Origin of the sequence: Rhizobium sp. rho-13.1, from assembly GCF_007000305.1 — a bacterium.
In the GTDB taxonomy this organism is placed as follows: domain Bacteria; phylum Pseudomonadota; class Alphaproteobacteria; order Rhizobiales; family Rhizobiaceae; genus Rhizobium; species Rhizobium rhododendri.
On record NZ_SCFL01000001.1, the window covers coordinates 413,644 to 438,900 of the forward strand.

General features: G+C 60.5%; 27 protein-coding genes, 1 tRNA gene and 1 riboswitch. Of the genes, 15 read left to right on the forward strand and 13 right to left on the reverse strand.

The features are described 5' to 3' along the window. Window positions 1–45: 45 nt before the first annotated feature. Window positions 46–1,452, reverse strand: a complete 1,407-nt coding sequence (locus tag EQW76_RS02240) for an L-serine ammonia-lyase (RefSeq protein ID WP_142822748.1) — start codon at window positions 1,450–1,452, stop codon at window positions 46–48. Between the two features lie 211 nt (window positions 1,453–1,663). Between EQW76_RS02240 and EQW76_RS02245 the strand changes: the two genes are divergently transcribed. The 3 genes from EQW76_RS02245 (at window position 1,664) to EQW76_RS02255 (ending at window position 3,910) form a co-directional block, all read left to right on the forward strand. Beyond that, window positions 1,664–2,356: a DUF599 family protein gene (locus EQW76_RS02245; protein ID WP_111221941.1), complete on the forward strand. Its 693-nt coding sequence runs from the start codon at window positions 1,664–1,666 to the stop codon at window positions 2,354–2,356. Window positions 2,357–2,434: 78 nt separating this feature from the next. Beyond that, window positions 2,435–3,424 carry a DUF1624 domain-containing protein gene (locus tag EQW76_RS02250; protein ID WP_142822749.1) on the forward strand — a complete coding sequence of 330 codons (990 nt, stop codon included), beginning with the start codon at window positions 2,435–2,437 and terminating at the stop codon, window positions 3,422–3,424. 12 nt (window positions 3,425–3,436) lie between these two features. After that, window positions 3,437–3,910, forward strand: a complete 474-nt coding sequence (locus EQW76_RS02255) for an isoprenylcysteine carboxylmethyltransferase family protein (protein WP_142822750.1) — start codon at window positions 3,437–3,439, stop codon at window positions 3,908–3,910. An 18-nt stretch (window positions 3,911–3,928) separates the two neighbouring features. Here the strand turns inward: EQW76_RS02255 and EQW76_RS02260 are convergent, their stop codons facing one another. Both EQW76_RS02260 and mgtE read right to left on the reverse strand, forming a co-directional pair. Then, the gene (locus EQW76_RS02260) at window positions 3,929–4,321 is read right to left on the reverse strand and encodes a MerR family DNA-binding transcriptional regulator (protein ID WP_142822751.1); all 393 of its coding nucleotides are present in this window, start codon (window positions 4,319–4,321) and stop codon (window positions 3,929–3,931) included. Window positions 4,322–4,414: 93 nt separating this feature from the next. Continuing rightward, window positions 4,415–5,833 (reverse strand): magnesium transporter, encoded by a 1,419-nt coding sequence (mgtE, locus tag EQW76_RS02265; protein ID WP_142822752.1) that lies wholly within the window; start codon window positions 5,831–5,833, stop codon window positions 4,415–4,417. A 163-nt stretch (window positions 5,834–5,996) separates the two neighbouring features. On the opposite strand from mgtE, the gene EQW76_RS02270 reads away from it, so the two are divergent. Next, entirely contained in the window at window positions 5,997–6,503 is a 507-nt protein-coding gene (locus tag EQW76_RS02270; protein ID WP_142822753.1) for a peptide deformylase, read from the forward strand. Window positions 6,504–6,557: 54 nt separating this feature from the next. Beyond that, window positions 6,558–7,049, forward strand: a complete 492-nt coding sequence (locus EQW76_RS02275; RefSeq protein ID WP_142822754.1) for a BON domain-containing protein — start codon at window positions 6,558–6,560, stop codon at window positions 7,047–7,049. A gap of 69 nt (window positions 7,050–7,118) precedes the next feature. On the opposite strand, the gene EQW76_RS02280 is transcribed toward EQW76_RS02275, so the two are convergent. Together EQW76_RS02280 and lipB are read right to left on the reverse strand one after the other, a co-directional pair. Further along, on the reverse strand, window positions 7,119–7,658 hold the full coding sequence (locus tag EQW76_RS02280) for a hypothetical protein (RefSeq protein WP_142822755.1): 540 nt from the start codon (window positions 7,656–7,658) through the stop codon (window positions 7,119–7,121). Window positions 7,659–8,035: 377 nt separating this feature from the next. Next, a complete protein-coding gene (lipB, locus tag EQW76_RS02285) occupies window positions 8,036–8,755 on the reverse strand; it encodes a lipoyl(octanoyl) transferase LipB (RefSeq protein WP_142822756.1) in 720 nt (239 codons plus the stop codon). A 201-nt stretch (window positions 8,756–8,956) separates the two neighbouring features. Here lipB and EQW76_RS02290 point away from each other — a divergent pair. The 8 genes from EQW76_RS02290 to fghA all read left to right on the forward strand — a co-directional run bounded on the left by EQW76_RS02290 (window position 8,957) and on the right by fghA (window position 17,069). Continuing rightward, window positions 8,957–9,041 (forward strand) — tRNA-Leu (locus EQW76_RS02290). A 182-nt stretch (window positions 9,042–9,223) separates the two neighbouring features. Continuing rightward, window positions 9,224–10,159 carry a DMT family transporter gene (locus tag EQW76_RS02295; protein WP_142822757.1) on the forward strand — a complete coding sequence of 312 codons (936 nt, stop codon included), beginning with the start codon at window positions 9,224–9,226 and terminating at the stop codon, window positions 10,157–10,159. 84 nt (window positions 10,160–10,243) lie between these two features. After that, entirely contained in the window at window positions 10,244–10,954 is a 711-nt protein-coding gene (locus tag EQW76_RS02300; RefSeq protein ID WP_142822758.1) for a hypothetical protein, read from the forward strand. Window positions 10,955–11,063: 109 nt separating this feature from the next. Then, complete coding sequence (locus tag EQW76_RS02305; RefSeq protein WP_142822759.1) at window positions 11,064–13,073, forward strand: acetyl/propionyl/methylcrotonyl-CoA carboxylase subunit alpha; 2,010 nt, start codon at window positions 11,064–11,066, stop codon at window positions 13,071–13,073. Window positions 13,074–13,174: 101 nt separating this feature from the next. Beyond that, complete coding sequence (locus EQW76_RS02310; protein WP_142822761.1) at window positions 13,175–14,440, forward strand: hypothetical protein; 1,266 nt, start codon at window positions 13,175–13,177, stop codon at window positions 14,438–14,440. A gap of 149 nt (window positions 14,441–14,589) precedes the next feature. Beyond that, window positions 14,590–15,717 carry an S-(hydroxymethyl)glutathione dehydrogenase/class III alcohol dehydrogenase gene (locus EQW76_RS02315; protein ID WP_142822762.1) on the forward strand — a complete coding sequence of 376 codons (1,128 nt, stop codon included), beginning with the start codon at window positions 14,590–14,592 and terminating at the stop codon, window positions 15,715–15,717. A gap of 54 nt (window positions 15,718–15,771) precedes the next feature. Next, window positions 15,772–16,239, forward strand: coding sequence for a YaiI/YqxD family protein (locus EQW76_RS02320; protein WP_142822764.1), 468 nt, complete (start codon window positions 15,772–15,774; stop codon window positions 16,237–16,239). Further along, the gene (fghA, locus tag EQW76_RS02325) at window positions 16,236–17,069 is read left to right on the forward strand and encodes an S-formylglutathione hydrolase (protein ID WP_142822766.1); all 834 of its coding nucleotides are present in this window, start codon (window positions 16,236–16,238) and stop codon (window positions 17,067–17,069) included. Before EQW76_RS02320 ends, fghA begins: the two co-directional genes overlap by 4 nt. Window positions 17,070–17,123: 54 nt before the next feature. Here fghA and EQW76_RS02330 read toward each other — a convergent pair whose 3' ends face one another. The 7 genes from EQW76_RS02330 to crcB form a co-directional block, all read right to left on the reverse strand. Then, window positions 17,124–17,513 carry a DoxX family protein gene (locus tag EQW76_RS02330; RefSeq protein ID WP_142822768.1) on the reverse strand — a complete coding sequence of 130 codons (390 nt, stop codon included), beginning with the start codon at window positions 17,511–17,513 and terminating at the stop codon, window positions 17,124–17,126. Between the two features lie 112 nt (window positions 17,514–17,625). Next, complete coding sequence (locus EQW76_RS02335) at window positions 17,626–19,158, reverse strand: acyl-CoA carboxylase subunit beta (RefSeq protein ID WP_142822769.1); 1,533 nt, start codon at window positions 19,156–19,158, stop codon at window positions 17,626–17,628. A 65-nt stretch (window positions 19,159–19,223) separates the two neighbouring features. Continuing rightward, window positions 19,224–19,709, reverse strand: coding sequence for a hypothetical protein (locus EQW76_RS02340; protein WP_142822770.1), 486 nt, complete (start codon window positions 19,707–19,709; stop codon window positions 19,224–19,226). A 53-nt stretch (window positions 19,710–19,762) separates the two neighbouring features. Beyond that, a complete protein-coding gene (locus EQW76_RS02345) occupies window positions 19,763–20,551 on the reverse strand; it encodes an ATP12 family protein (protein ID WP_142822772.1) in 789 nt (262 codons plus the stop codon). 9 nt (window positions 20,552–20,560) lie between these two features. Next, the gene (locus EQW76_RS02350; protein WP_142822773.1) at window positions 20,561–21,217 is read right to left on the reverse strand and encodes an HAD-IA family hydrolase; all 657 of its coding nucleotides are present in this window, start codon (window positions 21,215–21,217) and stop codon (window positions 20,561–20,563) included. Continuing rightward, complete coding sequence (locus tag EQW76_RS02355) at window positions 21,214–22,209, reverse strand: RluA family pseudouridine synthase (protein ID WP_111221920.1); 996 nt, start codon at window positions 22,207–22,209, stop codon at window positions 21,214–21,216. Before EQW76_RS02355 ends, EQW76_RS02350 begins: the two co-directional genes overlap by 4 nt. A 135-nt stretch (window positions 22,210–22,344) precedes the next feature. Continuing rightward, a complete protein-coding gene (gene crcB, locus EQW76_RS02360; RefSeq protein ID WP_142822775.1) occupies window positions 22,345–22,722 on the reverse strand; it encodes a fluoride efflux transporter CrcB in 378 nt (125 codons plus the stop codon). 156 nt (window positions 22,723–22,878) lie between these two features. On the opposite strand from crcB, the gene EQW76_RS02365 reads away from it, so the two are divergent. Next, on the forward strand, window positions 22,879–23,151 hold the full coding sequence (locus EQW76_RS02365) for a hypothetical protein (protein WP_111221918.1): 273 nt from the start codon (window positions 22,879–22,881) through the stop codon (window positions 23,149–23,151). A gap of 13 nt (window positions 23,152–23,164) precedes the next feature. Here EQW76_RS02365 and EQW76_RS02370 read toward each other — a convergent pair whose 3' ends face one another. Continuing rightward, window positions 23,165–23,695, reverse strand: a complete 531-nt coding sequence (locus tag EQW76_RS02370) for a copper chaperone PCu(A)C (RefSeq protein WP_202617102.1) — start codon at window positions 23,693–23,695, stop codon at window positions 23,165–23,167. A gap of 181 nt (window positions 23,696–23,876) precedes the next feature. Further along, window positions 23,877–23,963: riboswitch (glycine riboswitch) on the forward strand. 154 nt (window positions 23,964–24,117) lie between these two features. Here EQW76_RS02370 and gcvT point away from each other — a divergent pair. After that, window positions 24,118–25,254: a glycine cleavage system aminomethyltransferase GcvT gene (gene gcvT / locus EQW76_RS02375; protein WP_142822778.1), complete on the forward strand. Its 1,137-nt coding sequence runs from the start codon at window positions 24,118–24,120 to the stop codon at window positions 25,252–25,254. Window positions 25,255–25,257: the final 3 nt, after the last annotated feature.

Consider the following 25,257-nt stretch of genomic DNA (forward strand, 5'->3'; position numbering starts at 1 on the left):
CTTTTGGCCGGCAGCGTCAAGCCTTTCCGGACGGCATCCACAAGCTCAGCACTCGACCACGTTGACGGCCAGTCCGCCTGTGGAGGTTTCCTTGTATTTCTCGCTCATGTCGTAGCCTGTCTGGCGCATGGTCTCGATACAGGCGTCGAGCGGGACGAAGTGCTGCCCATCGCCCTTCAGCGCCAGCGAAGCGGCGGTCACCGCCTTCACCGCACCCAGCGCGTTGCGCTCGATGCAGGGCACCTGCACGAGGCCCGCAATCGGGTCGCAGGTCATGCCGAGGTGGTGCTCCAGGGCAATCTCGGCGGCGTTCTCGATCTGCTCCGGCGAGCCTCCCATGACGGCAGCAAGCCCCGCTGCGGCCATCGCCGCTGCCGACCCCACCTCGCCCTGACAGCCCACCTCGGCGCCGGAAATCGACGCATTGTGCTTGATGATGCCGCCGATGGCCGCTGCCGTCAGCAGATAGTCGCGGATACCGCGCTCGTCGGCATCGTCGTGGAAATGGGTGTAGTAGCGGATCGTTGCCGGGATGACGCCGGCAGCACCGTTGGTGGGGGCCGTGACGACGCGGCCGCCGGACGCATTCTCCTCGTTGACAGCCATCGCGTAGACGCTGAGCCAGTCGTTGGCGAGCAGCGGATTGATGCGGTTGCTCCGCCATTCCTCTTCGAGCTTGGTGTGGATGGTGCGCGCCCGACGACGGACGTTGAGCCCGCCGGGCATAATGCCCTCGCCCTTGAGGCCGCGGTCGATACAGCTGCTCATGGCCGCCCAGAGCTTGTCGAGCCCGGCATCGAGCTCGGCCGTGGTCATCTTGGTTTCCTCGTTGGCGCGCTTCATCTGGGCAATTGACAGGCCGGAGCGTTGGGCCATCTCGAGCATCTGCTTGGCGCTGGCAAAGGGAAACGGGATCTTTTCGCCGGAAACGGGCTTCGCTTTATTGGCCCGCATCTGCGCAAGTTCCGTATCGGTCACAACGAAGCCGCCGCCGACGGAATAATAAATGCGCCTGACGAGCAGCCGGTCGTCCTTGTCGAATGCCGAGAAGCTCATGCCGTTGGCATGGCCGGGCAGCGGCGTCTTCTTGTCAAACACCAGGTCGGTCTTGGGCTGGAAGCCGTAGGTCGGGTGGCCGGGGGGCGATATCTGGCCACTGCGCTCCACCTCGGCAATGATGCCGTCCATACGATCCGGATCGACCGTGTCCGGCTGTTCGCCGGTAAGGCCGAGGACGACGGCGCGGCCGGTGCCGTGGCCGATGCCGGTAAAAGCCAGCGAGCCGTGCAGGCTGACCTTTATCTGCGCCACATGGACATTCGAGGACGGGCGCGGCCATTCGCTCGACAGCAGGAGGTCGAGAAACAGGTTGGCTGCCGACATGGGTCCCATCGTGTGCGAACTCGATGGACCGACACCGATCTTGAAGACGTCGAAGACGGAGAGAAACATGAAAACCTGCAGATAGGAGGAACGGCTGCAACGAAGCTATGTCAACGACATCACGGGCCACGGCGACCCACCGACATCGGATGGGATGACAGCGACATTACGACACTGCGGCCATGGTTCAAAGATAAGATGCGCGCAGCACTCCTTCAACATTGCACTTGCGGCCGTCATGGCTAGTGTCGGGGCTTGAACAGCCCTGGGGACCCGCTTGATGTCGACCGCCGATTTTGCCGCCTTGGCACTTTTCATCTTTCTCTGGATAGCCCTCAACTGGATCACCAGCAGTTCGAGGTTCTTCAACCGCATCAGCCTGACGCAGGCGATGATCGAGCGCCGGCGCGAATGGATCTACAATTCGCTGCGCCGCGACCTGAAGATGATCGATACCCAGATCCTTGCAGGCCTGCAGAACGGAACCGGATTTTTCGCCTCGACCTCCATCTTCGCGATCGGCGGCTGTTTTGCGCTGCTCGGCGCCACCGACAAGGTCAATGCCTTCTTTGCCGACCTGCCCTATGTCTTCAACGGCAGTCGGACCACCTTCGAATTGAAGGTCGCCGGCCTCGCTGGCCTGTTCGGCTATGCCTTCTTCAAGTTCGGTTGGGCATACCGCCTGTTCAACTATTGCACGATCCTCTACGGCGCCATCCCGATGATGGGCGATGTCGACAAGGACCCGGCATTGACGCGCCGCGCCGCCGAGCGCGTCATCCACATGAACATCATCGCGGCCCGCAATTTCAACGCCGGCCTGCGGGCGATCTTTCTCTCCATAGGTTATCTCGGCTGGTTCGTCAGTCCCTATGTGTTCATGGTCACCACCCTTTTCATCATCGTCGTCCTCATACGCCGCCAATTCTTCTCCGACGCTCGGCTTGCCATCATGGATATCGATGTGCCTTGAAATCGCCGCGCTTGTCCTATTTCCGGGAACATCTTCTGCTGCGGCCGATGAACACTGTTTCCCGGAAAGGATGAGTTGATGGCTGCTGTCGCCGAGAGCATCGACGAACCGCGCAAGCCCCCGCGTATCGGCCTGCTCGACACGTTGCGCGGCATCGCCCTGCTGGCCATGGCGAGCTATCACTGCACCTGGGACTTCGAGTTCTTCGGATATCTCGATCCAGGCACGGCCGAAACAGGTTGGTTGAAGATATACGCCCGCGTCATCGCAAGCACCTTCCTCTTCATGGCCGGCGTCAGCCTTGTCCTCGCAAACCGGCCGGCCATCCGTTGGCAACCTTTCTGGAAAAGGCTGGCGATGATCGCGGTGGCGGCGATTGCCATCTCGGTCGTGACGCGGTTCGCCATGCCGGACGAGTGGATCTATTTCGGCATCCTCCACAGCATCGCAGCACTCAGCCTCATCGGCATCGGCTTTCTGTGCCTGCCGACAGCCTTTATCTGGCTGGCCACAGCAGTGCTGGGAGTAGGCTGGGTCGTCAATGTCTTCGTCATGCCGGGTGCGCTTGGCTCGGACCTGTTCAACCCTCGCTACCTTGCCTGGCTCGGCTTTGCGACGATGCCGGTGCGCTCAAACGACTTCGTGCCGCTATTTCCTTGGGCGCTGGCCTTCTTTGCCGGCTTCAGCGCAGCCACTCTCGCCCTGCGCACCAGTCTGCCGCAGCGGCTGGCATCATTGGGTACCGGCAACAGCCTACTGGCGAAAGGCGGGCGCCACAGCCTGCTCTTTTATCTGCTGCACCAGCCCATCCTGTTCGGTCTCGTCTATCTTCTGTCGCTGGTCGCACCGGCGCCAAAGCCGGATCCAGCTGTCGGCTACCTCCGCCAATGCCAGGCCACCTGCACCCAGTCAGCAGGCGAAGCACTGTGCCGCAGCTTTTGCCAATGCACACTCACCCGGATGAAATCACAAAGTCTGTTCGAGCCACTCCAGTCTGGCGCAATCCAGGCAGATCAGAATGATCAAATACAGAGAATCGCAGTACAGTGTACGGAACAAGCGCAGTGACGGGAGTATTCTATGAATGCCTATCGTGCCAAGCCGCTCAGCTTTCCCTGGCCTCCGTTCATCTATGGGCTTGCCATTATCACGGCGATCGTTGCTGACGCGGTCATCCAGATACCCATACCCGGACTTCGATCTTCCTATTTCTGGACGCTCGGGGCCGCTCTTACACTCATAGCCGTCTGGCTGGACCTTTGGGCGATGAAAACGTTGCTTGACCGAAGAGCCACGGTCATGCCCCATCGTCGCTCGGTTCACCTGATGACGACAGGACCGTTTCGCTATACGCGCAACCCGATATACCTTGGTTATACGCTGGTCACGGTCGGGTCGGCGTTGCTGACCGGCAACCCATGGCTACTGGTCGCAGCCCTCGCCGCGACAGTCGCCACCGACTACGGTGCGATCAGACATGAGGAACTGCACCTGCTGTCCCGGTTCGGCTGCGAGTTCGAATTCTACTGCCGCCACACGCGGCGCTGGCTTTAGCCGGAAGACCACCGTATCTCAGGTTCCGACACCGATTTCAGCCAGTCGGCCTATGCAGGCCTCCTCGACATGGTCGAGTTCGGTCAGCGTATCCTCGATGTCCTTGCGCTTCTGCCGCAAATCGTCCCGCTTTTCAGCAATCCTCTTCATCAGAAGCTTGAGCTGGCCGATCTCGCCGGGCGGTTCGCGGTAGACCATGATGATCTCGCGAATCTCGGCAATCGTGAAGCCAATCCTTCGGCCTCGCAGGATTTCGGCAATAAGCCGACGGTCAGCCTGGCGAAAAAGCCTTGTGCGGCCGCGCCGCTCCGGATGGATCAGCCCTTCGTCCTCGTAGAAACGTAGCGTTCGGGTGGAAACGCCGAACTCGCGTGTCAATTCGGTGATGCTGTAAAATTTGTCGACCGGCAATGAATCTCGCCTCCGGGGCTGAAGCAATGGCTCTTACGTAAAAGTCAATTCTAGCCAATGTCGCCCGGCCCGGCAATCGATCAATGGCGCCGCTCAGTGAATGACAAACCACCATGTTGCGATGCCGAGAAATGCGAAATAGCCGGTGCAGTCGGTAACCGTGGTAACGAAGGCCGACGAAGCGATGGCGGGATCGGCGCCCATCCGGTTCAGCAGCAACGGCAGCAGGATACCGCCAAGCGCCGCCGCAACAAGGTTGATGACCATCGCGGCACCGACGACCACGCCAAGCTGGAGATCGTGAAACCAGAAGGTGGCGATCGCTCCCATGAGGATGGCGAACACGATGCCGTTGAGCAACCCGACGGTCGCCTCCCTGCGGATGATCCGTGCCGCATTGTAGATATCGAGATCGCCGGTCGCCAATGCGCGTACGGTCACCGTCATCGTCTGCGTACCGGCGTTGCCACCCATGGAAGCGATGATCGGCATCAGCACGGCGAGCGCGATCATCTTCTCGATGGAAGCGTCGAAGACACTGATGATGCTGGACGACAGGATCGCCGTCAGCAGGTTGACGGCAAGCCAGAGAAAGCGCGACCGCACCGTCGACGCGACGCTATCCGACAGTTCTTCATCGCCGACGCCGCCGAGCCGCTTGATATCCTCGTCCGCTTCCTCGTTGATGACATCGACGACGTCGTCGATGGTCAGCACGCCGACTAACCGACCGTTATCATCGACCACAGCGGCAGACAGCAGGTCGTACTGCTCGAAAAGACGGGCAGCCTCCTCCTGGTCCATCTCTGCCGAAATCGGATGCGTGGTCTCGCGCATGATGTCTTCGATCTTCGTCTGGCGCTTGCTGCGCAGGATGCGATCGAGCGCAAGCCCTCCGAGCAGCTTGAAGGTCGGATCGATGACGAAGATTTGCGAGAAGTCTTCCGGCAACCCCTCTTCCTCGCGCAGATAGTCGAGCGTCTGGCCGACAGTCCAGAAAGGCGGCACGGCCACGAACTCCGTCTGCATTCGGCGACCCGCCGAGCTTTCCGGATAATCCAGCGCCCGCCGCAGACGAACACGTTCGGTGAACGGCATCTGCGACAGGATTTCGTCGCGGTCCTGCTTGTCGAGGTCCTCCAGGATATAGACAGCGTCGTCCGAATCGAGCCCGCCGATACCGGCAGCAATCCGCTCGTTAGGCAGGTGATCGACGATCTCGCGGCGGATCGCCTCGTCGACCTGCGTCAGCGCCGTCATGTCGAAATCGTCACCGAGCAACCCGACAAGCGCCAGCCGCAGGTCGGAGTTCAGCGCCTCGAGAAGATCGCCAAGCTCGGATTCGTGCAGACGCACGACATTGCGGTGCAGGAAGCCCGTATCGCCTGCGTCGATGGCATGGCTTACCTGCGTCAGGAAATCGGCACGTACATTGCCGTCTTCGTCATAGATGTCGAAGTGCCCGGTGTGGCTCCCGGCGCGAACGCGTTCGTCTGTGTCGGTCGTCGTCATCCGCGCCTCGCATTTTGCCGCATTCAGCACACCGATTGAGAATGGCTGGATAAAATCCAATGTCAACAAGCGGATAGGCGTGAATTGCGTTGGGATGGGAAGCTTGACACAGCCCTTCGTTCAACAGTCTAACCTCTACGCTACAGTTTTGAAAAAGTGATGCATGACCCCTCTTGCCATTCTTCGCTATCCCGATGCCCGCCTGAAGCTCGCCTGTGCGCCGGTGGTTGCCTTCGATGACGAACTCGGCCGGCTGTCATCGGATCTGCTGCAGGCGATGCGGGCAGCACCCGGGGTCGGAATGACGGCCGCCCATGTCGGCATCCTGAAGCGCGTCGTGGTGATCGAACTGCGGCCCGGAGACACCATCCTGACCCTCATCAATCCCGAGATCGTCTGGTCATCCACGGAAACGGCGCGCCATCTGGAAGGCAGCGTCTGCATGCCGGGTGCGACAGAGGAAGTCGTTCGACCCTCCGGCATCCGCTACACCTATCGCGACATCGACGGTGCGCACCACGAGGACGCCGCCGACGGCTTTCTTGCCGCCTGTATCCAGCATGAGATCGATCAGCTCAACGGCATCTTCTGGCTGCAGCGTCTGACGAAGCTGAAAAGGGATCGGCTTGTAAAAAAATGGGAAAAAGGTGAAAGCGCCCGACGCGATTGAACCAAGCGCGCTTCAAGCCGTTGTGGGTCTGAAACGACGCAAGGGAGCTCGATCATGGGTGGTATTAAGAAAGACACGACACGCGAGGAAGACTACCGCGACTACGAAGAGCGCGACCTGAAGGAAGGCTGGCCCTATGACGACGATGCCGGCGCCTCCTCCGAGCCATCAGAGAATCGCCCTTATGGCGAGACGGATGCTAATTTCGATGAAGGCAGCAACAAGAGCTTCACCGTCGCGCGCACCGACGCCGACGGCCAGCAGGAGCGCCAGTCCAATTCCCTGACATCGACGACCCGAGACCTTGTCGAATCGGACGATATCGAGGAGCGGGTGATGGATGCGCTCAGCGACGTCGAGGGTGCCAGCCCCGAAATGATCGACGTGCGCTCGGAAGGCACAGTCATCATCCTTGAGGGTGAGGTCGACGATGCCGCAACGGCGCGCCAGCTTGGACGCATCGCCCGCTCTATCTCCGGTGTGACCGCCGTTCGCAACCTCATACAGATCATAGGCGTCGACGCAAACATCCCCGACGACGACTGATAACAATAGGATGGACGCAAGAACGGGCGCCCCGACGGCGCCCGTTTTCGTTTGCGTTAAAGTATGAAATCAGCCTTTGAGCTTCGAATTGCAGAGGCTGTAGTAACCGCCGCCCTTCTGGATCCACTTGACGCCGGCCAGAGCGTTCTTGGCCTTGGCATCGTGGTACGCATCGACGCAGGTGTGGAAACGGGCCTTGCCGGCAGTTTCGGACGCATATTTCGGCGAAACGGCAGTGGGCAGGCTCAGGCCGGCAGGCGCTGCCATAGTCGGCTTGGCCGGCTCTTTGGCCGGGGGCGCCGTGGCGTCCGGCTCGTCTGCTGCCTTTGTTGCTGTCGGCTTGGCGGCCATTGTGTTGGCCTTGGTTGGCGCAGCGGCAGTGGTTGCTGCCGGCGCTGCGGCGGCAGGCGCTGCAGCGGCATCGGCGCCGCACTGGGCGGTGCGGTAATCGTTCCACTTCATGCCGTTCAACGTCCCTGCGGCCTGCGCCGCCTTGTACTTGACGCTGCACTCTTTCATCGTCAGGGCCGACGCGGGTGTGATCATCGTCAGCGAGCCAAGCAGGGCGAAAGAGGCGAAAGATGTGAGTAAGAGTGTACGGCTGGTCATTCCAAGTCCTCACTTTGATGGTTGGGTCAGTATCGATCCCGCGATTCCCCATCTTGCGTTGCGCAGGGAGCCGCTGAAAAAAGAGACTATTTCAGCGAAGGTGAACGCAGGATGACGAAAAAGCCAGGCCTCATTTCAAGGGACTAGAAGAGAGGCGGTCGGGATTATGGCATGCACCAGCTGAAACACCACTCCGCAGAGAACGATGAACGCAAGGCCCACGGGCATCAGCAAATTGTTGTTCAGCATGCATGGCTCCCCCCAATACTTGGTTCAAGCATAGTCTACTATCGCGGACTGGCAAGCCCGATATTAATGTTTGGTTAAGCTTGATGCAACGCCCAGCAACGCAATAATATCAAGATATTCGAAGCATATCAGGGCTTGTCTTCAACGGTCGGACCAAACACTGCCTCGAATGACTGTCGCAGGTTAACGTCAACGTCTGCCATGGTGACGGGCAGTCCGAGATCGACAAGGCTGGTGACGCCGTAGCTCGCGATGCCGCAGGGCACTATACCCGTGAAATGCTCCAGATCCGGCTCGACGTTCAGCGACAGGCCATGGAACGTCACCCATTTGCGCAGACGGATACCAAGCGCTGCGACCTTATCCTCCGCCATCGATCCATCGGCCAAAGGCGGCCGTTCCGGACGCCGCACCCAGACACCGACCCTGTCCTCGCGCCGCTCGCCACGCACGTTCATCGTCTCCAGCGTGCCGATGATGACCTCTTCCAGCGCTGCCACGAATGCACGGACGTCCTGGCGCCGGCGCTTCAGGTCCAGCATGACGTAGACGACGCGCTGGCCTGGACCGTGATAGGTGTATTCGCCGCCTCGCCCGGTCGCAAAAACGGGAAACCGGTCCGGCTGGATCAGGTCGGCCGTATGGGCGCTCGTGCCGCCGGTATAGAGTGGCGGATGTTCGACCAGCCACACGAGCTCGTCGCTGCGCCCCTCGGCAATGTCAGCCACTTCCCGTTCCATGGTCGCCACGGCATCGGTGTAGTCCACCAGGCCGTCAGCGACACGCCAGCGCACCGGAGGCGAACCAGGGGCCGGAATCATCGAGATCTCAAGATCCTTGCGCAACATCGCCGTCTGACTTCCCTGCAACAATTTATGTGAGACCGCTGGCAATAGCTGCAGCCGTAATCATGGCGTTATATGGATGGTTTAGAGGGTAAATTCAAACGCTTGTCACAGCATGTGAAAAAATCGGTGATAACGCTCTTGTGCCCCTCTAAGCCTTTTGCTAAATGCAGCGCGCCGGAGCAATTCGGCACCTACCACGATGCGGTCGTGGCGGAATTGGTAGACGCGCAGCGTTGAGGTCGCTGTGGGGCAACCCGTGGAAGTTCGAGTCTTCTCGACCGCACCATCTCTTCTCGCAGGCTTTAAGCAGCGGAACGAAGAGCTCTCTTTAAAGTCGAAATCGACTTTCGCTTCGGCGAGCCGCCGGGGCAGCCGGAAGATGTTATTGTTATCCCTGCTTCTCATAGTTTCTCTTGCCTGCGCATTTCGCCTGTGATTGATGTCACGACGAAAACCGCAGAGCACCCAATGTCCCCAGCTGATTCTTCCTTTCAAAATCCGTTGCGTGGAATGCTGATCATGGCAGGCGCGATGGTTGTGCTTCCGGTCATGGATGCGATTGCCAAATATATGGCGACGTTCGAGGGGATGTCGCCGGGACAAGTGACTTTTTACCGCTTCTTCTTCCAGCTCGTCTGTACCCTGCCGCTGCTTCTGGCCGGCGGGTCTGCCTTTTCCACCAGGCGCCCATGGATGAACCTCTTGCGCGGCGTCCTGCATGGAGCGGCAAGCCTGCTGTTCTTCGTGGCTGTCAAATACATGCCGCTTGCCGATGTCTTCGCCATCTATTTCGTCGAGCCCTTCATCCTGGTCTGCCTGTCGGCACTCTTCCTCGGCGACAGGGTCGGCTGGCGGCGGTGGCTGGCGATCGTCGTCGGTTTCGGCGGCGCGATGATCGTCATCCAGCCAAGCTTCGAGATCTTCGGCCTGAAAGCGCTGTTGCCCGTCGCCTGCGCGTTTCTCTACGCCATCTACCTGTTCATGAACCGCGCCATAGGTGAAGCCGATTCGCCCTTGGCAATGCAGACCATGGCCGGTATCGGCGGCACCGTCTTCATGGCCGGTGCCCTGTTCGTCGGCAATGCCGCTGGAGCTGTGGATTTCTCCCTGTCGTTGCCCGGCTCCACCCTCGGCCTCCTCCTGCTTCTCATCCTCGGCTCGATTTCCGGCTACGCTCATATTCTGGTTGTCAGAGCATTTCGTCTGGCGCGACTCTCGCTGCTGGCGCCGTTCCAGTATTTCGAAATCATTTCGGCAACGGTGCTCGGCTATGCCCTTTTCGGCGACTTTCCGAACCTCTCCAAATGGATCGGTATTGCCATCATCGTCGGCTCCGGATTGTTCATCATCTGGCGCGAACGGGTTAACTCGCGATTGTTAAAAACAGCGGTATTCGCTGACTAGGACATTAACCGCGATCCTTGAGGCTTTCTCAACCGGAGGGCGGTAAAGAATTTCCCAGTTTCATGAAGAAACGGGAGATAAAAGATGAGCGAGTTCCGTCTCTCTTTTCCGGCTTGGCTTCTTGCCGGAAAGAGTCGGCTTTCGGCCGAAGATGTACTGACATTGCGCAGGATTAGCTTTCCGGATGGCATCCGGGCGTCTGAAGACGCGGCTCTCCTGATGTCGATCCACAATTCCATCCCCGAGAAATGCGACGAATGGCATGGCTTCTTTATAGGAGGGCTGGCCGATTTCATCGTCAATCACAGCTATCCCCAAGGTTCGCTGGATGATGCGAACGCGGCTTGGCTGATACAGGCGCTGTCCAGCGATGGCGTTGTTCACGCACCGAGCGAATTCGAAGTGCTGATGCAGGTCATCGATATCTCGGCAAACGTGCCGCCTGCGCTCGGCGCCTTCGCCATCGACCAGCTGAGATACGCCCTGGCTGCCGGCACCGGCGCCTATTGCGAGGTTCGCAGCATCGACAGCAGGGGTATTACCCGCCACGACGTCGAGTTTGTCCGACACGTGCTCAGACACTCGATAGACCCGTCTGGCATCGTCCTTTCGGCTGTCGAGATCGAGGCTCTCGACCGTGTTGAGCTGGCAGCGGATCCCCATGCAAACCATCCCGACTGGGCCAGGTTGCGACAGGCAGTCCGGGCGAAGCGCAGTGAAAATACCCCGCGCATCCGCTGGCTCCGCGTGTCGGACGATATGCTGGCAGAGGGCAACACCGAGGCCGCCGCCTGAGCCTGGCAAACTCCGGCTGGGCATTTTACCCGCCGGATGTTTTACAGCATTGAACCGCCTGCGAATTTGCGATTAGAACAGTCGACACTCAAGCCGCTGCGGAGCATCGATGTTCACGAAAATCCTGATCGCCAATCGCGGCGAGATCGCCTGCCGGATCATCAAGACGGCGCGGCGGATGGGCATCGCCACGGTTGCCATCTATTCGGATGCCGACCGAGACGCGCTGCATGTCGAAATGGCCGACGAGTCCGTGCACATCGGTCCACCGCCTGCGGCAGAGAGCTACCTCGATGCAGACAGGATCATCGCTGCCTGCCGCCAGACCGGCGCCGAGGCTGTCCATCCCGGCTACGGCTTCCTCTCGGAACGGGCATCCTTCTGCGAGGCGCTGGAAGCCGAGGGGATCGTTTTCATCGGGCCGAAGCCCAAAGCCATCAAAGCCATGGGCGACAAGATTGAATCGAAGAAGTTCGCCCGCGCCGCCGGTGTCTCCACGGTTCCGGGCTACCTGGGAGTGATCGCCGACGCCGACCATGCGGAGACTATTGCCGCAGAGATCGGTTACCCTGTGATGATCAAGGCCTCCGCCGGGGGCGGTGGCAAGGGCATGCGTATCGCCTGGAGCAGTGCCGATGTCCGCGACGGGTTCGACCGTGCCAGTTCGGAAGCCAGAAGCTCGTTCGGCGACGACCGGCTGTTCATTGAGAAATACATCGTCGATCCCCGCCATATCGAGATCCAGGTGCTCGGCGATGCTTTCGGCACCGTGCTCTATCTCGGCGAACGCGAATGCTCGATCCAGCGTCGGAACCAGAAGGTCGTCGAGGAAGCACCCTCGCCCTTTCTCGATGCCGCCACACGGAAGGCCATGGGCGAGCAGTCGGTGGCGCTAGCAAGAGCCGTCGACTACCAGAGCGCCGGCACCGTCGAATTCATCGTCGACAGCGAGCGCAATTTCTACTTTCTCGAGATGAACACGCGCCTTCAGGTCGAGCACCCCGTTACCGAGCTTGTCACGGGCATCGATCTCGTCGAACAGATGATCCGGATCGCAGCGGGTGAGCGACTATCCCTGGCGCAGGAAGACGTGGCGCTGAAGGGCTGGGCCATCGAAAGCCGCGTCTATGCCGAAGACCCCTACCGCAATTTCCTGCCATCAATCGGCCGATTGACCCGTTACCGCCCACCGGCCGAGCGCCGGACGACAGATACGGCTCTCCGCAACGATACCGGCGTCTTCGAAGGTGCCGAGGTATCTATGTTCTACGACCCGATGATCGCCAAGCTCTGCACATGGGCGCCCGATCGCCTGCAAGCCATCGAGGCCATGGGTGAGGCGCTGGATGGCTTCGTCGTCGACGGGATCGCCCACAACATTCCCTTCCTGTCCGCGTTGATGAAGCATCCGCGCTGGCGGGAGGGACGGCTCTCCACCGGTTTCATCGCCGAAGAGTTTCCCGATGGCTTCGCGCCGATGGCGCCGGACGCAGAGCAGACCGTAACGCTGGTGGCGATTGCCATGGCCTGCGGCACGATCGATGCTGACCGCCGCCTGCACTATGCCGACCGCCTGCGTCCGCCGCCTGGGGACGAGATGATAGACCGTGTCATCAAGCTCGGGACGGATTACTTCCGCGTGCGGATGGCGAAGCGCGATAACGCAACGCCGTTTACGTATCTCATCGAGATAGCGGGCAATGAGATCGCGGTTGTCACCGGCTGGAGACCCGGCGATGCGGTGTGGTCAGGAACGGTGCACGGGCAAAGCGTGACTGTCCAGACCCGGGAGCAGTCCAACGGCCTGCGCCTGGATTGGCAGGGCCTGTCGGTCGTCACCCGGTTCCTGACACCCCGGCAGCATGAACTCGACCGCCTGATGCCCATCAAGACGCCGCCAGATACCTCGAACCTGCTTCTATGCCCGATGCCGGGCCTGCTGGTCTCCATCGCGGTGACGGAAGGACAACTGGTCAAGGCTGGCGAAACGCTGGCGGTCGTCGAGGCGATGAAGATGGAAAACGTATTGCGGGCGGAGCGTGACCTGACCGTCGGCGCGATCGCAGTCAAGCCGGGGGAGAGCCTGGCGGTAGACGCTGTCATCATGACATTCGCGTGAGCCGGCCGGATGGTTAAATTGGTCGCTATGATCCTCGCGCTTTCTTAAAGAATCTGGCGCGATAAACGCCTTCAGGAGCAATTGCGCCCTGAGGAAAAACCGTGTCGTCGCTCTATTCCGCCATCCTGTTGCTGGCGATCAATCTCGGCGTACTGTGGCTGCTGATGGCTGCTCCCGTCGGGACGCGCACGATCCGCATGCGTCGCTCCTTCCGCCAGTCCGCCGATGCTCTATGGCGGGCGGTCAATCCGTCTGGAGCCAGCGCCGACTGGCACCATGCCGTCATCTCCAGCCGCGCCATGCCGGATAGACCGGGCATTGTCGAGCAGACCTATCGCCATCTCGACCGAGAGGGACAATCGATCCGCCGGCTTTTCGACGTCAAGATGACCGAGCCGATGCCCGGCATGCTTGGCTACACGGCAACGGTCGTTGACGACAGCACGCTCGACAATCGCTTCTGGCGCCATTTCCACGAACGGCGTCAGGTCGTGACCGACGCATCCGGCACGACGTTGATCGTCGAGCAGACCGATACCTATCGCGGTTTTGCTTTTCTGATCTTTCGCTATTTCACGCTCCGCCGCGAGTTGCGCGCCCTCGAGGGCTGGCTGAAAACAGGCCAGTCGACGCCCAACGGCATTTTTGAACATCCGCTCGTCCAGACCTTCCTGGCAGTCCTGTCGACCCTGATCCTCTGGCCATTTTTCGGCCTGGATGCCGCCGGGCTGATGATATCCACCTTCCTGACGGTAGTCATCGTCCTGCACGAACTCGGTCATATGGCCGCCTACCGGACATTCGGCCATCGCAAGGTGCGGATGATCTTCGTGCCCCTCCTTGGCGGCATCGCGATTGGCGGACGGCCATACAACAGCCTGTTCGAAGTCGCGACCTGCGCGCTCATGGGATCAGGCATGTCCGCCTTCCTGGTGCCGATCCTGATTGCAGGCATACGCGCCAACGAGGCCGGCTGGCTGCCGGCCGATTGGCACGGACCTCTGCTTGTCTTCCTGCTCATTCTCGGCGCCTTCAATCTCCTCAATCTTTTGCCGATGTATCGCTTCGACGGGGGTCAGGTTCTGCGCCAGATCTTCACCGGGAAATTCAGCCTCGTCTTTGCCAGTTTCGCAATAACGCTGGCGATACTTGCCGTTGGCTGGTCCATCGGCCTGACAGCATCTACGCTGCTTGCCGCCCTTGCGGTGTTCACGCTGCTAAGCCTGATCGGCTTCGGCTCGGTCAAACCAAAGCACGAACTGGAGAAAATGTCCGGTGGCGAGCGACTGCTCGTCTCGTTCGGGCTTTATGCCGCCGTGGCGATGCATGCCTATGCCATCCGTTTTGCCGCAGACATCCTGTTCTGATCGCGACCTCTTCGGTCGAAACTCCGGCTGGCGTAGTGGCTTCGACTGCGAACCCGGCTAAGTATCTGATTTTTCGCTTGAGCCGTGGCCGCGCGCCGTGCAATGTCGCCGCACTCGACAATCCAGTGCAAATCAGCAGGAGACAGACGATGGACGTACGCGCCGCCGTTGCCGTTCAGGCAGGAAAACCGCTCGAAATCATGACCGTCCAGCTCGAAGGCCCTCGCGCCGGCGAAGTGCTGATCGAGGTCAAGGCGACCGGCATCTGCCACACCGATGATTTCACGCTCTCCGGCGCCGATCCCGAAGGCCTTTTCCCGGCGATTCTCGGCCATGAAGGCGCCGGCATCGTCGTTGACGTGGGCCCCGGCGTGACCTCCGTCAAGAAGGGCGATCACGTCATCCCGCTGTACACGCCGGAATGCCGCGAATGCTATTCCTGCCTGTCGCGAAAGACCAACTTGTGCACCTCGATCCGCGCCACCCAAGGCCAGGGCGTCATGCCCGACGGTACGTCGCGTTTTTCCATCGGCAAGGACAAGATCCATCACTACATGGGCTGCTCGACCTTCGCCAATTACACGGTCCTCCCCGAGATCTCGCTCGCCAAGGTCAATCCCGACGCGCCGTTCGACAAGATCTGCTACATCGGCTGCGGAGTGACGACTGGCATCGGCGCCGTCATCAACACGGCAAAGGTCGAGATCGGCTCGACGGCAATCGTCTTCGGTCTCGGCGGCATCGGGCTCAACGTGCTGCAGGGTCTCCGGCTGGCAGGCGCCGACATGATCATCGGCGTCGATCTCAACAACGACCGCAAGGCCTGGGGCGAGAAATTCGGGATGACGCATTTCGTCAATCCGAAGGATGTCGGCGACGACATCGTTCCCTATCTCGTCAATATGACCAAGCGCAACGGCGACACCATCGGCGGCGCCGACTATACGTTCGATTGCACAGGCAACACCAAGGTCATGCGCCAGGCGCTGGAATCGTCTCATCGGGGTTGGGGCAAGTCCGTCGTCATCGGCGTTGCCGGCGCTGGCCAGGAAATCTCAACCCGCCCGTTCCAGCTGGTCACCGGCCGCTCCTGGATGGGCACGGCCTTCGGTGGCGCGCGCGGCCGCACGGATGTGCCGAAGATCGTCGACTGGTACATGGACGGTAAGATCCTGATCGATCCGATGATCACCCACACGATGCCGCTCGACGACATCAACAAGGGGTTCGAGTTGATGCACAAGGGCGAAAGCATCCGCAGCGTCGTCTTGTACTGATCTGGTCGAGGGCGGCCTTCCGGCTGCCCTCCCGTCTTGAAAATGGACCGTCTTATGATTTACGTCGATGCCGACGCATGCCCGGTGAAGCCTGAAGTCCTGAAGGTTGCCGAACGGCACAATCTCGAAGTGACTTTCGTTGCCAACTCAGGCCTGCGCCCGTCACGAGATCCGATGATCAAAAATGTCATCGTTTCCAACGGCTTCGATGCCGCTGACGACTGGATTGCGGAGCATTGTGGCGTTGGCGACGTGGTGGTCACTGCCGACGTGCCGCTGGCCGGACGCTGTGTTGCGACCGGTGCCCTCGTAACGGGTCCGACGGGACGGGTCTTCGACACGGGCAACATCGGCATGGCAACGGCAATGCGCGATCTTGGCGCCCATCTGCGCGAGACCGGCGAGAGCAAGGGCTACAACCCAGCCTTCTCGCCGCGCGACCGGTCCAGCTTCCTCGAAACATTCGACCGGCTCTGCCGGCGGGCGAAAGCCCAAGTCCCCCCGACTGGAGATCCCACATGAAGGTCCATTCCCAGGTTACCGCTTTCGGCGGAATGCAGGGCGTATACTCGCACGAATCCGAGGCCTGCCAGTGCGAGATGACGTTTGCCGTCTTTGTGCCCCCGCAGGCCATCGAACGGCCCTGCCCGGTCCTTTGGTTCCTCTCCGGCCTCACCTGCACCCATGCCAACGTGATGGAAAAGGGTGAATATCGGCGGATGGCGGCGGAGCTCGGCCTGATCGTCGTCTGCCCTGATACAAGCCCGCGTGGCAACGATGTGCCCGACGAACTCACCAACTGGCAGATGGGCAAAGGTGCGGGTTTTTATCTGGATGCCACCGAAATGCCATGGGCTGCAAACTTCCAGATGTATACCTACATCACCGAGGAGTTGCCGGCCTTCATCGCGCAGCATTTCCGAGTCGACATGACACGCCAGGGCATCTTCGGACATTCCATGGGTGGCCACGGCGCCCTGACGATCGCCCTGAAGAACCCCGACCGTTTTCGCAGCTGCAGTGCTTTCGCGCCCATCGTCGCGCCGATGACCGCCGACTGGTCGACCGGTGCTTTCAAAAAGTATCTCGGTGAAGATCAGGCGACGTGGCGGGCCTACGACGCCTGCGCGCTCGTCGAGGACGGCGCCCGCTTTCCGGAAATCCTGATCGACCAGGGTAAGGCTGACGGCTATCTGGACACCGGCCTGCGCCCATGGCTTTTCGAGACAGCGACCGAAAATACCGGCATCGCACTCACGCTGCGCATGCACGAGCGCTACGACCATTCCTACTATTTCATCTCGACCTTCATGGACGATCACCTGAAGTGGCATGCCGAACGGCTGGCCTAGGTCGGAACGTGGATATCGAAAGGGGGAAGCCAAGCGCTTCCCCCTTCGAGCCGTTTACTTCTTGCGATTGTCGACGGCCAGCAGGCCCGGGCCTGCGAACACGAAAAACAGGAAGACGAAGCAGAACAGAATGGCCGCATCGCCACCGTTATTGACCGGGAAGAAATCCTTCGGTGCGTGCGCCATGAAATAGGCGACGGCCATGTTGCCGCAGAGAATGAAGGCAACCGGGCGGGTGAAGAGGCCGAAGAGGAACAGCAGGCCGCCGAATGCTTCGAGAATACCTTGGGTCAGAGACAGCGCCGTCAGTGGCCCGGCGTGCTCGCCGTTCGGAAAGGCAAAAAGCTTCTGCGTGCCGTGCTCGATGAACTGCAGCGCAGTCATGATGCGCAGGATCGTAAGAGCGTAGGGTTGGTATTGGTTTAATCGATCAAAAAATGCCATGAAAATCTCCGGTTGAAAGCTCCCGCGCAACCGTTAACCTGACGGTTCGATTCCACGAAGACACAGCTTCTGACACCACATCAATTTTTCGTGTAAAATCCGCGACTTGTCGTCACAGGGGAATGTTGTCGTGCTTCTTCCAAGGGTTCGACAGGTCCTTGTTCCGCAGCATCTTCAGCGCCCTTGCCAGACGCCTGCGAGTTGAGTGCGGCATGATGACCTCGTCGACATAGCCTCGCTCGGCGGCGACGAAGGGTGACAGGAAACGATCCTCGTACATCTTGGTATGCGCCGCGATCTTGTCCGGGTCGGCGATATCCTTGCGGAAAATGATCTCGACCGCGCCTTTGGCCCCCATCACCGCGATCTGCGCAGTTGGCCAGGCATAGTTGATATCGCCGCGCAGATGCTTGGATGCCATCACGTCATAGGCACCGCCGAACGCCTTGCGGGTGATGACAGTCAGCTTCGGCACCGTCGCCTCCGCATAGGCAAACAGCAGCTTGGCACCATGTTTGATCAGCCCGCCATATTCCTGCGCCGTGCCGGGGAGAAATCCAGGCACATCGACGAAGGTGACGACGGGAATGTTGAAGCAATCGCAAAAGCGCACGAAGCGGGCGGCCTTGCGAGAGGCGTCGCTGTCGAGCACGCCGGCCAGAACCATCGGCTGGTTGGCGACGAAACCGACCGTCGATCCCTCGATCCGGCCGAACCCACAGACGATGTTCTTCGCAAAGCTTGCCTGGATCTCGAAGAAGTCCCCCTCGTCCGCCACCTTGAGGATAAGCTCCTTGATGTCATACGGCTTGTTGGCGCTGGCTGGGATCAGCGTATCCAGAGACATATCCATGTCAGTCACTGACTGGTGACTGGAAATAGATGGCACCGGCGCGGTGTTGGAGAGCGGCAGCAGATCGATCAGCCGGCGCACCTGCAGCAGTGTGTCGATGTCATTGTCATAGGCGCCGTCGGCAATCGACGATTTCGTCGTGTGGATCGATGCCCCGCCGAGTTGCTCTGCCGTCACGGTCTCGTTGGTCACAGTCTTAACCACGTCAGGCCCGGTGACGAACATGTAGGACGTGTCGCGCACCATGAAAATGAAGTCGGTCATCGCCGGCGAATAGACGTCGCCACCGGCACAGGGGCCCATGATGACCGAGATCTGCGGAATGACGCCGGAGGCAAGGACGTTACGCTGGAAGACCTCGGCGTAGCCACCAAGCGCTGCAACGCCCTCCTGGATACGGGCACCGCCGGCATCGTAGAGACCGATGATCGGCGCCCGGTTCTTCAGCGCCATATCCTGCAGCTTGATGATCTTTTCGGCATGCGCTTCGGAAAGCGAGCCGCCGAAGACGGTAAAATCCTTGGCAAACACGAACACAGTCCGGCCGCTGACCGTCCCCCAGCCGGTGACGACGCCGTCGCCGGCAATACGGTTGTCCTGCATGCCGAAGTCGCTGGAGCGATGCTGAACGAACATGCCGAACTCTTCGAACGATCCCTCGTCGAGAAGCACGTCGATCCGCTCGCGTGCCGTCAGCTTCCCCCGCGCATGCTGTGCATCGATGCGAACCTGTCCCCCGCCGAGCCTGGCCGCCTCGCGGCGTTCTGCCAGTTCCTCCAGAATGTCTTTCATGCCAGCCTCAGGTCCAACCGCATTTCAGGGTCTGTCGTCTCACGCCTCGGTCGCTTCCGGACCCGTCAGTTATCAGGTCGCGGCGCCGTAAGCCCGTAGGCCGCACGAATGCGTGCGGCAATATCCTCGGCCATGAGGTCGTCTATTGCATCGCTATCGGCCGAAAAAGTTGTCGACTCGAAGGAGTTCACGGCAACCACCGAGCCTGTATCGATCGCACTGGCGTCGATATCGACCTTTGCGGAGTTGCGGTTCTTCTCGTAGCCCTGAGCCCGCTCGGATTGTGTGATGTGGATGGTGAGTGCCACGGCACCCTCCGTCACAGCATGCTTGGTGGCAGCAATCGCGGCGTTCACCCGTGTGCTGACCTCGGACAGCAGCCTCGGAGACGCGCCATTCGCGGAGACGACAGTGACACTGCGGACATCGTAGACAGGCCCGGGCGGCGGATTCAAAGGCGGCATGTGATAGCACGCGGACAGCAGCACGCATGCTGCCAGCGCCGGCAACAGCCGAACCTTGGTGGAGAAAGAAATTTTGCTGCCGATCATCACGCTACGCCCGTTAGGCCTCAACCTTCGCTATAACGGATTGCAAATCAACACTATTCCGCCAAAGCGTGACGAAAAACCTCGGCAGCGGTGAGAAATTCTGCAAACCGCAGCGACCGTCGGTGCTCCGCTTCTGCATCGCTGCCCCACTGTTCGCTCGTCCAGTCCTCGTCGAGATGTGCCAGCGACCAGCTTTCTTCTGCCGGAAGATATCCCTCAGCAAACGCCAGTGTGAGGATCGCCGATCCCGTCAGCGTCGTCAGGGTATGAAGGCCTGCCAGTTGCAGCGGGTTTCCGTATTTCGAGAGCGCTGATTCGAATTTGTCGATGGCCTCTTTCGGCTGCTCCCGATGCATCACACCTTCGGCCAGCAGAAACCGGGCCCCGAATGTCGCATCCGCCCAGTCCAGTACGGGGTCCCAGCGCTCTGCCTGGCGCCGGACGAGTTCGACCGGCGTATGCGCCCGGTAGCAAATGAGGTCGATGCCGCTATAGCGGACGATATCGTCTGAAACGGCCTTGGGATCTTTGGCGATCCCGTCCAGCGCCGTGTTGACCAGCCGCGTGACCGGCATCGTCATCGGGTCGATGAAATCAGCCTGGGCCCGCCATTCCCCGGCGATCCGATCTGCTAGCACCGCGTTTGCAACGCTCAGTGCGTTGCGGGCCGGTGTCTTCACGGGACGACCGTCGAGTTCCACTGCAAAGCCACCCTCGCCCTGGCGAACACCGACCTCCTTGTAGAAGCGCTTCGGCAGCGGCTTCTTCATGGCAATCTGCGCACGGCGAACCGGGTCGGGATCGCTTAGCTGCTGGGTGAAATCTGTCAGATCTTCGCGCATCGGATAGCCTCAGACAATATGGCTCAGCAGGTCGTTCGGATGGTGGGCGATGGCGTCTGCACCGCTTGCAAGCAGGTCTTCTATTGCGGCATAGCCCCAGGCAACGCCAATCGCCGTTGCACCGGCGGCCTTGGCCATCTGCATGTCGTATATCGCGTCGCCGATGACAACCGTATCGTGGGCAGAGATGCCGGTTTCCTCGCAGCATTCCGTCACCATGGCGGGATGCGGCTTCGACGGGCAGTCGTCGGCTGTGCGCGAAACGACGAAATGCGGCGCAAGGCCGTGCATGTGTAGGATCTCGGTGAGCCCGCGACGGGATTTGCCGGTGACTGCGCCGATCGTCAACGCGTCGCCGCGCGCAACCAGCGTATCGACCAGCGGCCGTATACCGTCGAACAAGGGTGTATCCATGCCCGGCTCATCGCGCACATCGGTGTAGATGGTCTTGTAATGAGCCATCATGGCTACCGCCTCGTCGTCGACATGCTGACGACCCAGCATGCGGGCAATGGCGATATCGAGCGTCAGGCCGATGATCGACTTGGTCGAGGCGATGTCCGGCCGCTTGTGCTTGAAGTCGACAAAGGTGCGGGCCATCACCTCATGGATCAGGCGCGCGCTGTCGACGAGCGTACCGTCGCAGTCAAAGAGAACGAGCTTCATTCTTCGTTGTTTTCATAGGGCGAGAGATCGAAGCCGAGCAGGTTCCAGCTCTGCACCATGTGTGGCGGCAATGGTGCCGTCACGCGCAGTCGTCCGCCGTTCGGGTGCGGTATGTCGATGTGCCGGGCATGCAAATGCAGCCGCTTCTGGATACCGCCGGGGAAAGGCCAATTGTGGTCTTCCTCGAAATATTTCGGATCGCCGATGATCGGATGGCCCATGCCCAGCGCATGAACGCGGAGCTGGTGGGTACGGCCCGTATAGGGCTCCATCTCGAGCCATGCCATCGTCTGCGCCGCTGTTTCCAGCACACGGTAATAGCTGATCGCATGATCGGCGCCGTCTTCGCCGTGCTTGGCGATGCGCATCCGATCGCCGTCCGGTGTCGCTTCCTTCACCAGCCAGCTTGAGATCTTGTCCTCGTGCTTGCGCGGGACGCCCTTGACCAGCGCCCAGTAGGTCTTTTTCGTGTCGCGCTCGCGAAACGCCGCTGTCAGCTTCTGTGCTGCACCGCGGGTGCGGGCGACAACGATGACGCCGGTCGTGTCGCGGTCGAGACGATGCACCAGACGCGGCTTTTCGCCCTTCTTGCTGGTCCAGGCTTCGAGCATCTTGTCAAGGTGACGGTGCAGGCCGGAGCCGCCCTGCACGGCGAGGCCGGCCGGCTTGTTGAGCACGAAGACTTTCTCGTCCTCATGCAGCAACATGCGGGCCAGCAGATCGCCATCGTCGTCGTTTTTCAGGTCGCCGCCGCTGATCGGGCCGCCCTTGATGATCTTCTCGTCGATATCCATCGGCGGAATACGCACGGTCTGGCCGTACTGGACACGCGCGTCGGTCTTCACGCGTCCGCCATCGACCCGCACCTGGCCGGAGCGAAGCAGTTTCTGCAGCTGCCCGAATCCGAGGCCTGGAAAATGCACCTTGAACCAGCGGTCAAGGCGCATGCCCGACTCTTCCGGCTCGACTAGTCTATGCTCAATCCCGGCCATGCTTCTTCTTTCAAACGATGAGGTCTCGGCCTAAGCCGGCCTTTTGCCGTCGCTTTAGAGCATTTTTCGGCAAAGTGGAAACCGGAATCGTCGCCATTGGTCGTTTGTTACGCTTTCCGGCCCGGTTTTGCCAGATCAGGTCAGCGCCCGCGCCACCATGAGGCCTGCAAAGACCGTGCAGAGCGACACGCCGACGCTGACGAAAACATATAGCAAGGCAAGGCCGACATTGCCACGCTCAGCCAAGGCGATGGTATCGAGCGAAAAGGCGGAGAATGTGGTGAACCCGCCGACGAACCCGGTCATCAGCAAAAGGCGCAGATTGTCCGATCCGCCATATTTCCGGGCTATGACCTCGGCAAACACGCCGATGACGAAGGAACCGACGACGTTGACGGTCAGCGTCCCCCAGGGGAAGGCAGGCCCGCCGATCCTGAAACCCCAGATGCCGACATAATATCTGAGCACAGAGCCGATTGCGCCGCCGAAAGCGACCAGAAGAACTTGAAACATGAGGTGCTGTTACCGAAGGATTGGAGATCCCGCCAAGGTAGAAATCAGCAAAGCCTCATTCGTTTGGCTATCCGTAAAATACCACCGGTTTTCTTCAGCGCGCAAGAAGATCGTCGCGATAAGGTTCCATATGGTTCTCCGTCTGGACATCTCGTAATGGTCGAAGTCGTCAACGTTTCCGCCTACATGGCATCCTGGGCCGCTGACATGACCAAACAGCCGACGCTGGTTCCGCCTGCCATCGCCGAGCGTACGGCGCGCAAGGAAGCGCTGCGCCGACTACGGGATGGTGTTGACGACAGCGATGTCGAAAGCATTTCGCCAATCATTCAGGCAACGACCATCGGCCTTGACCTGATGAACGAAGGCAGCCGCCAGCCGCGCTCCACGCTCCAGCACGCGCTGGATTCCTACGCCGAGAACGACTGACTTGCCGTTCCGCCTAGTTGCCCCTCGCTGCCTCCACCGGCAACGACATCGAAACCGCTCCGGCTTTTTCAAACGTCAGCATAACCGGCACGATACCGCCTTGTCTGAAGGGCGCCCTCACTTGCTTGAACATCATGTGAAGCGTGTTCGGCGACAGCACAACCGTCGCGCCCGGGGCGATCACGATGCCATCCTTCAGTTCGCGCATCCGCATGATGTTGTCCTTCATCGTCATTTCGTGAAGCTCGACTTTCGCTGCCGTCGGAGACGAGACGGAGACCAACCGCTCTTCGCTGCTGCCACCATTGTGGATCGTCACGTATCCGCCGCCGACCGGCTGCCCCGGCAACATCGCCCTGACATAGCCGCCGGTGATGTCGAGATCGCCTGCCTTGACCGCCGCTGTGCCGACAGGTTCCGGGCTGGACATCGACATGCCAGACATATTTTTCATATCACTGCTCTGCGCCAGCACTATCGAGGTTCCCGACGCAAGCAGCACCACCGTGAGCCCTAGAACTCTGAGGGAGTTGCGTTTCTGCATAGCGTTCTCCTGTCTGGCGATGCACGTTTCACATCGTATGCGATCTTCGGATGATGGGATGTTTGGCCCGAACTTGCAACGCTGCCGCGCAGGCATCGCGAATGCCGGAACGCCGCGACAAAAAACTGCCGGATCGCGACATTTCCACTTGCCAACGCCGGCGCCCGCCCGATAATGGCTGCCAACCCGATTGGGAGAATCCGGCGATGCCGGTGCCGAAGGAGCAACCGCCCCGGAAACTCTCAGGCCCAAGGACCAGTCGGGGGCAGACGAAACTCTGGAGAGAGGCGCCGCGTTGACGGTGCTCGCCGAAGGGATAACAATCTCAGGCGAACGGACAGAGGGGGCTCATCACCAAGGCGCCATTGCGCCGGATCCATGAGCCCGCGCTTCGAGAGAAGTGCAAACGCCGGAGGCGTCGTTTGACCGAGACAGTTGCCCTGAAAAAGACAGCACTGCACCAGCTGCACATTGCACTGGGTGCCCGCATGGTGCCTTTCGCCGGATACGACATGCCGGTGCAATATCCGGCCGGCGTCCTCAAGGAGCATCTGCATACGCGATCAGCCGCCGGTCTCTTCGATGTGTCGCACATGGGCCAGATCATCATCCGCGCCCGTTCAGGCACTTACGAGGATGCGGCCCTGGCGCTGGAGACCTTGGTGCCCGTCGACATCCTCGGCCTCAAGGCGGGACGTCAACGCTACGGCTTCTTTACGGATGACAGCGGCGCAATTCTCGACGACCTGATGATTGCCAATCGCGGCGACCATCTGTTCGTCATCGTCAACGCCGGCTGCAAGGACGCCGATCTCGCCCATCTGCAGAAACATATCGGCGATCGGTGCGAGATCACGCTGCTGGACCGCGCCCTCGTTGCGCTCCAAGGCCCCCGTGCGCAGGCAGCGCTGTCGGAGCTCTGGCCGGGCCTCTCGGAAATGAAGTTCATGGATGTCCGCGATGTCGGCCTGCACGACGTACCCTGCCTGGTGTCGCGTTCCGGCTACAGCGGCGAGGACGGTTTCGAGATTTCCATTCCGGCAGACAAGGCCGAAACGGTGGCCAAATGGCTGCTCGATCATCCCGACGTGCAGCCGATCGGCCTCGGCGCCCGCGATTCCCTCCGGCTCGAGGCCGGCCTCTGCCTCTATGGCAATGATATCGACACCACCACATCGCCCATCGAGGCAGGGCTGGAATGGGCGATCCAGAAAGTCCGTCGCAACGGCGGCGCTCGTGCCGGTGGCTTTCCGGGTGCGGAACGTATTCTGGCCGAACTCGACCACGGGGCGTCGCGCCGCCGCGTGGGACTGAAGCCGGAGGGCAAGGCACCGGTTCGCGGCCATGCCAAACTTTACAGCGATGCCGAAGGCTCGACGGAGATCGGCGAGGTCACTTCCGGCGGCTTCGGCCCGAGCGTCGATGGCCCCGTGGCCATGGGCTATGTGCCGACAGCTCTCGCTACGCCCGGAACACCGATTTTCGCCGAGGTGCGCGGGAAATTCCTGCCCCTCGTCGTCACCGCCCTTCCCTTCATCACCCCGACTTACAAACGCTAAAAC

Coding starts and splice junctions, on each gene's coding strand:
- EQW76_RS02355 (WP_111221920.1), bottom strand. CDS start 22,209: ATGGCCGGGATTGAGCATAGACTAGTCGAGCCGGAAGAGTCGGGCATG.
- EQW76_RS02255 (WP_142822750.1), top strand. CDS start 3,437: ATGAATGCCTATCGTGCCAAGCCGCTCAGCTTTCCCTGGCCTCCGTTC.
- EQW76_RS02370 (WP_202617102.1), bottom strand. CDS start 23,695: ATGCAGAAACGCAACTCCCTCAGAGTTCTAGGGCTCACGGTGGTGCTG.
- EQW76_RS02305 (WP_142822759.1), top strand. CDS start 11,064: ATGTTCACGAAAATCCTGATCGCCAATCGCGGCGAGATCGCCTGCCGG.
- EQW76_RS02300 (WP_142822758.1), top strand. CDS start 10,244: ATGAGCGAGTTCCGTCTCTCTTTTCCGGCTTGGCTTCTTGCCGGAAAG.
- EQW76_RS02345 (WP_142822772.1), bottom strand. CDS start 20,551: ATGCGCGAAGATCTGACAGATTTCACCCAGCAGCTAAGCGATCCCGAC.
- EQW76_RS02350 (WP_142822773.1), bottom strand. CDS start 21,217: ATGAAGCTCGTTCTCTTTGACTGCGACGGTACGCTCGTCGACAGCGCG.
- EQW76_RS02330 (WP_142822768.1), bottom strand. CDS start 17,513: ATGGCATTTTTTGATCGATTAAACCAATACCAACCCTACGCTCTTACG.
- EQW76_RS02250 (WP_142822749.1), top strand. CDS start 2,435: ATGGCTGCTGTCGCCGAGAGCATCGACGAACCGCGCAAGCCCCCGCGT.
- EQW76_RS02295 (WP_142822757.1), top strand. CDS start 9,224: ATGTCCCCAGCTGATTCTTCCTTTCAAAATCCGTTGCGTGGAATGCTG.
- mgtE (WP_142822752.1), bottom strand. CDS start 5,833: ATGACGACGACCGACACAGACGAACGCGTTCGCGCCGGGAGCCACACC.
- EQW76_RS02270 (WP_142822753.1), top strand. CDS start 5,997: ATGACCCCTCTTGCCATTCTTCGCTATCCCGATGCCCGCCTGAAGCTC.
- EQW76_RS02280 (WP_142822755.1), bottom strand. CDS start 7,658: ATGACCAGCCGTACACTCTTACTCACATCTTTCGCCTCTTTCGCCCTG.
- lipB (WP_142822756.1), bottom strand. CDS start 8,755: ATGTTGCGCAAGGATCTTGAGATCTCGATGATTCCGGCCCCTGGTTCG.
- EQW76_RS02240 (WP_142822748.1), bottom strand. CDS start 1,452: ATGTTTCTCTCCGTCTTCGACGTCTTCAAGATCGGTGTCGGTCCATCG.
- crcB (WP_142822775.1), bottom strand. CDS start 22,722: ATGTTTCAAGTTCTTCTGGTCGCTTTCGGCGGCGCAATCGGCTCTGTG.
- EQW76_RS02275 (WP_142822754.1), top strand. CDS start 6,558: ATGGGTGGTATTAAGAAAGACACGACACGCGAGGAAGACTACCGCGAC.
- EQW76_RS02320 (WP_142822764.1), top strand. CDS start 15,772: ATGATTTACGTCGATGCCGACGCATGCCCGGTGAAGCCTGAAGTCCTG.
- EQW76_RS02335 (WP_142822769.1), bottom strand. CDS start 19,158: ATGAAAGACATTCTGGAGGAACTGGCAGAACGCCGCGAGGCGGCCAGG.
- EQW76_RS02340 (WP_142822770.1), bottom strand. CDS start 19,709: ATGATCGGCAGCAAAATTTCTTTCTCCACCAAGGTTCGGCTGTTGCCG.
- EQW76_RS02365 (WP_111221918.1), top strand. CDS start 22,879: ATGGTCGAAGTCGTCAACGTTTCCGCCTACATGGCATCCTGGGCCGCT.
- fghA (WP_142822766.1), top strand. CDS start 16,236: ATGAAGGTCCATTCCCAGGTTACCGCTTTCGGCGGAATGCAGGGCGTA.
- EQW76_RS02245 (WP_111221941.1), top strand. CDS start 1,664: ATGTCGACCGCCGATTTTGCCGCCTTGGCACTTTTCATCTTTCTCTGG.
- EQW76_RS02315 (WP_142822762.1), top strand. CDS start 14,590: ATGGACGTACGCGCCGCCGTTGCCGTTCAGGCAGGAAAACCGCTCGAA.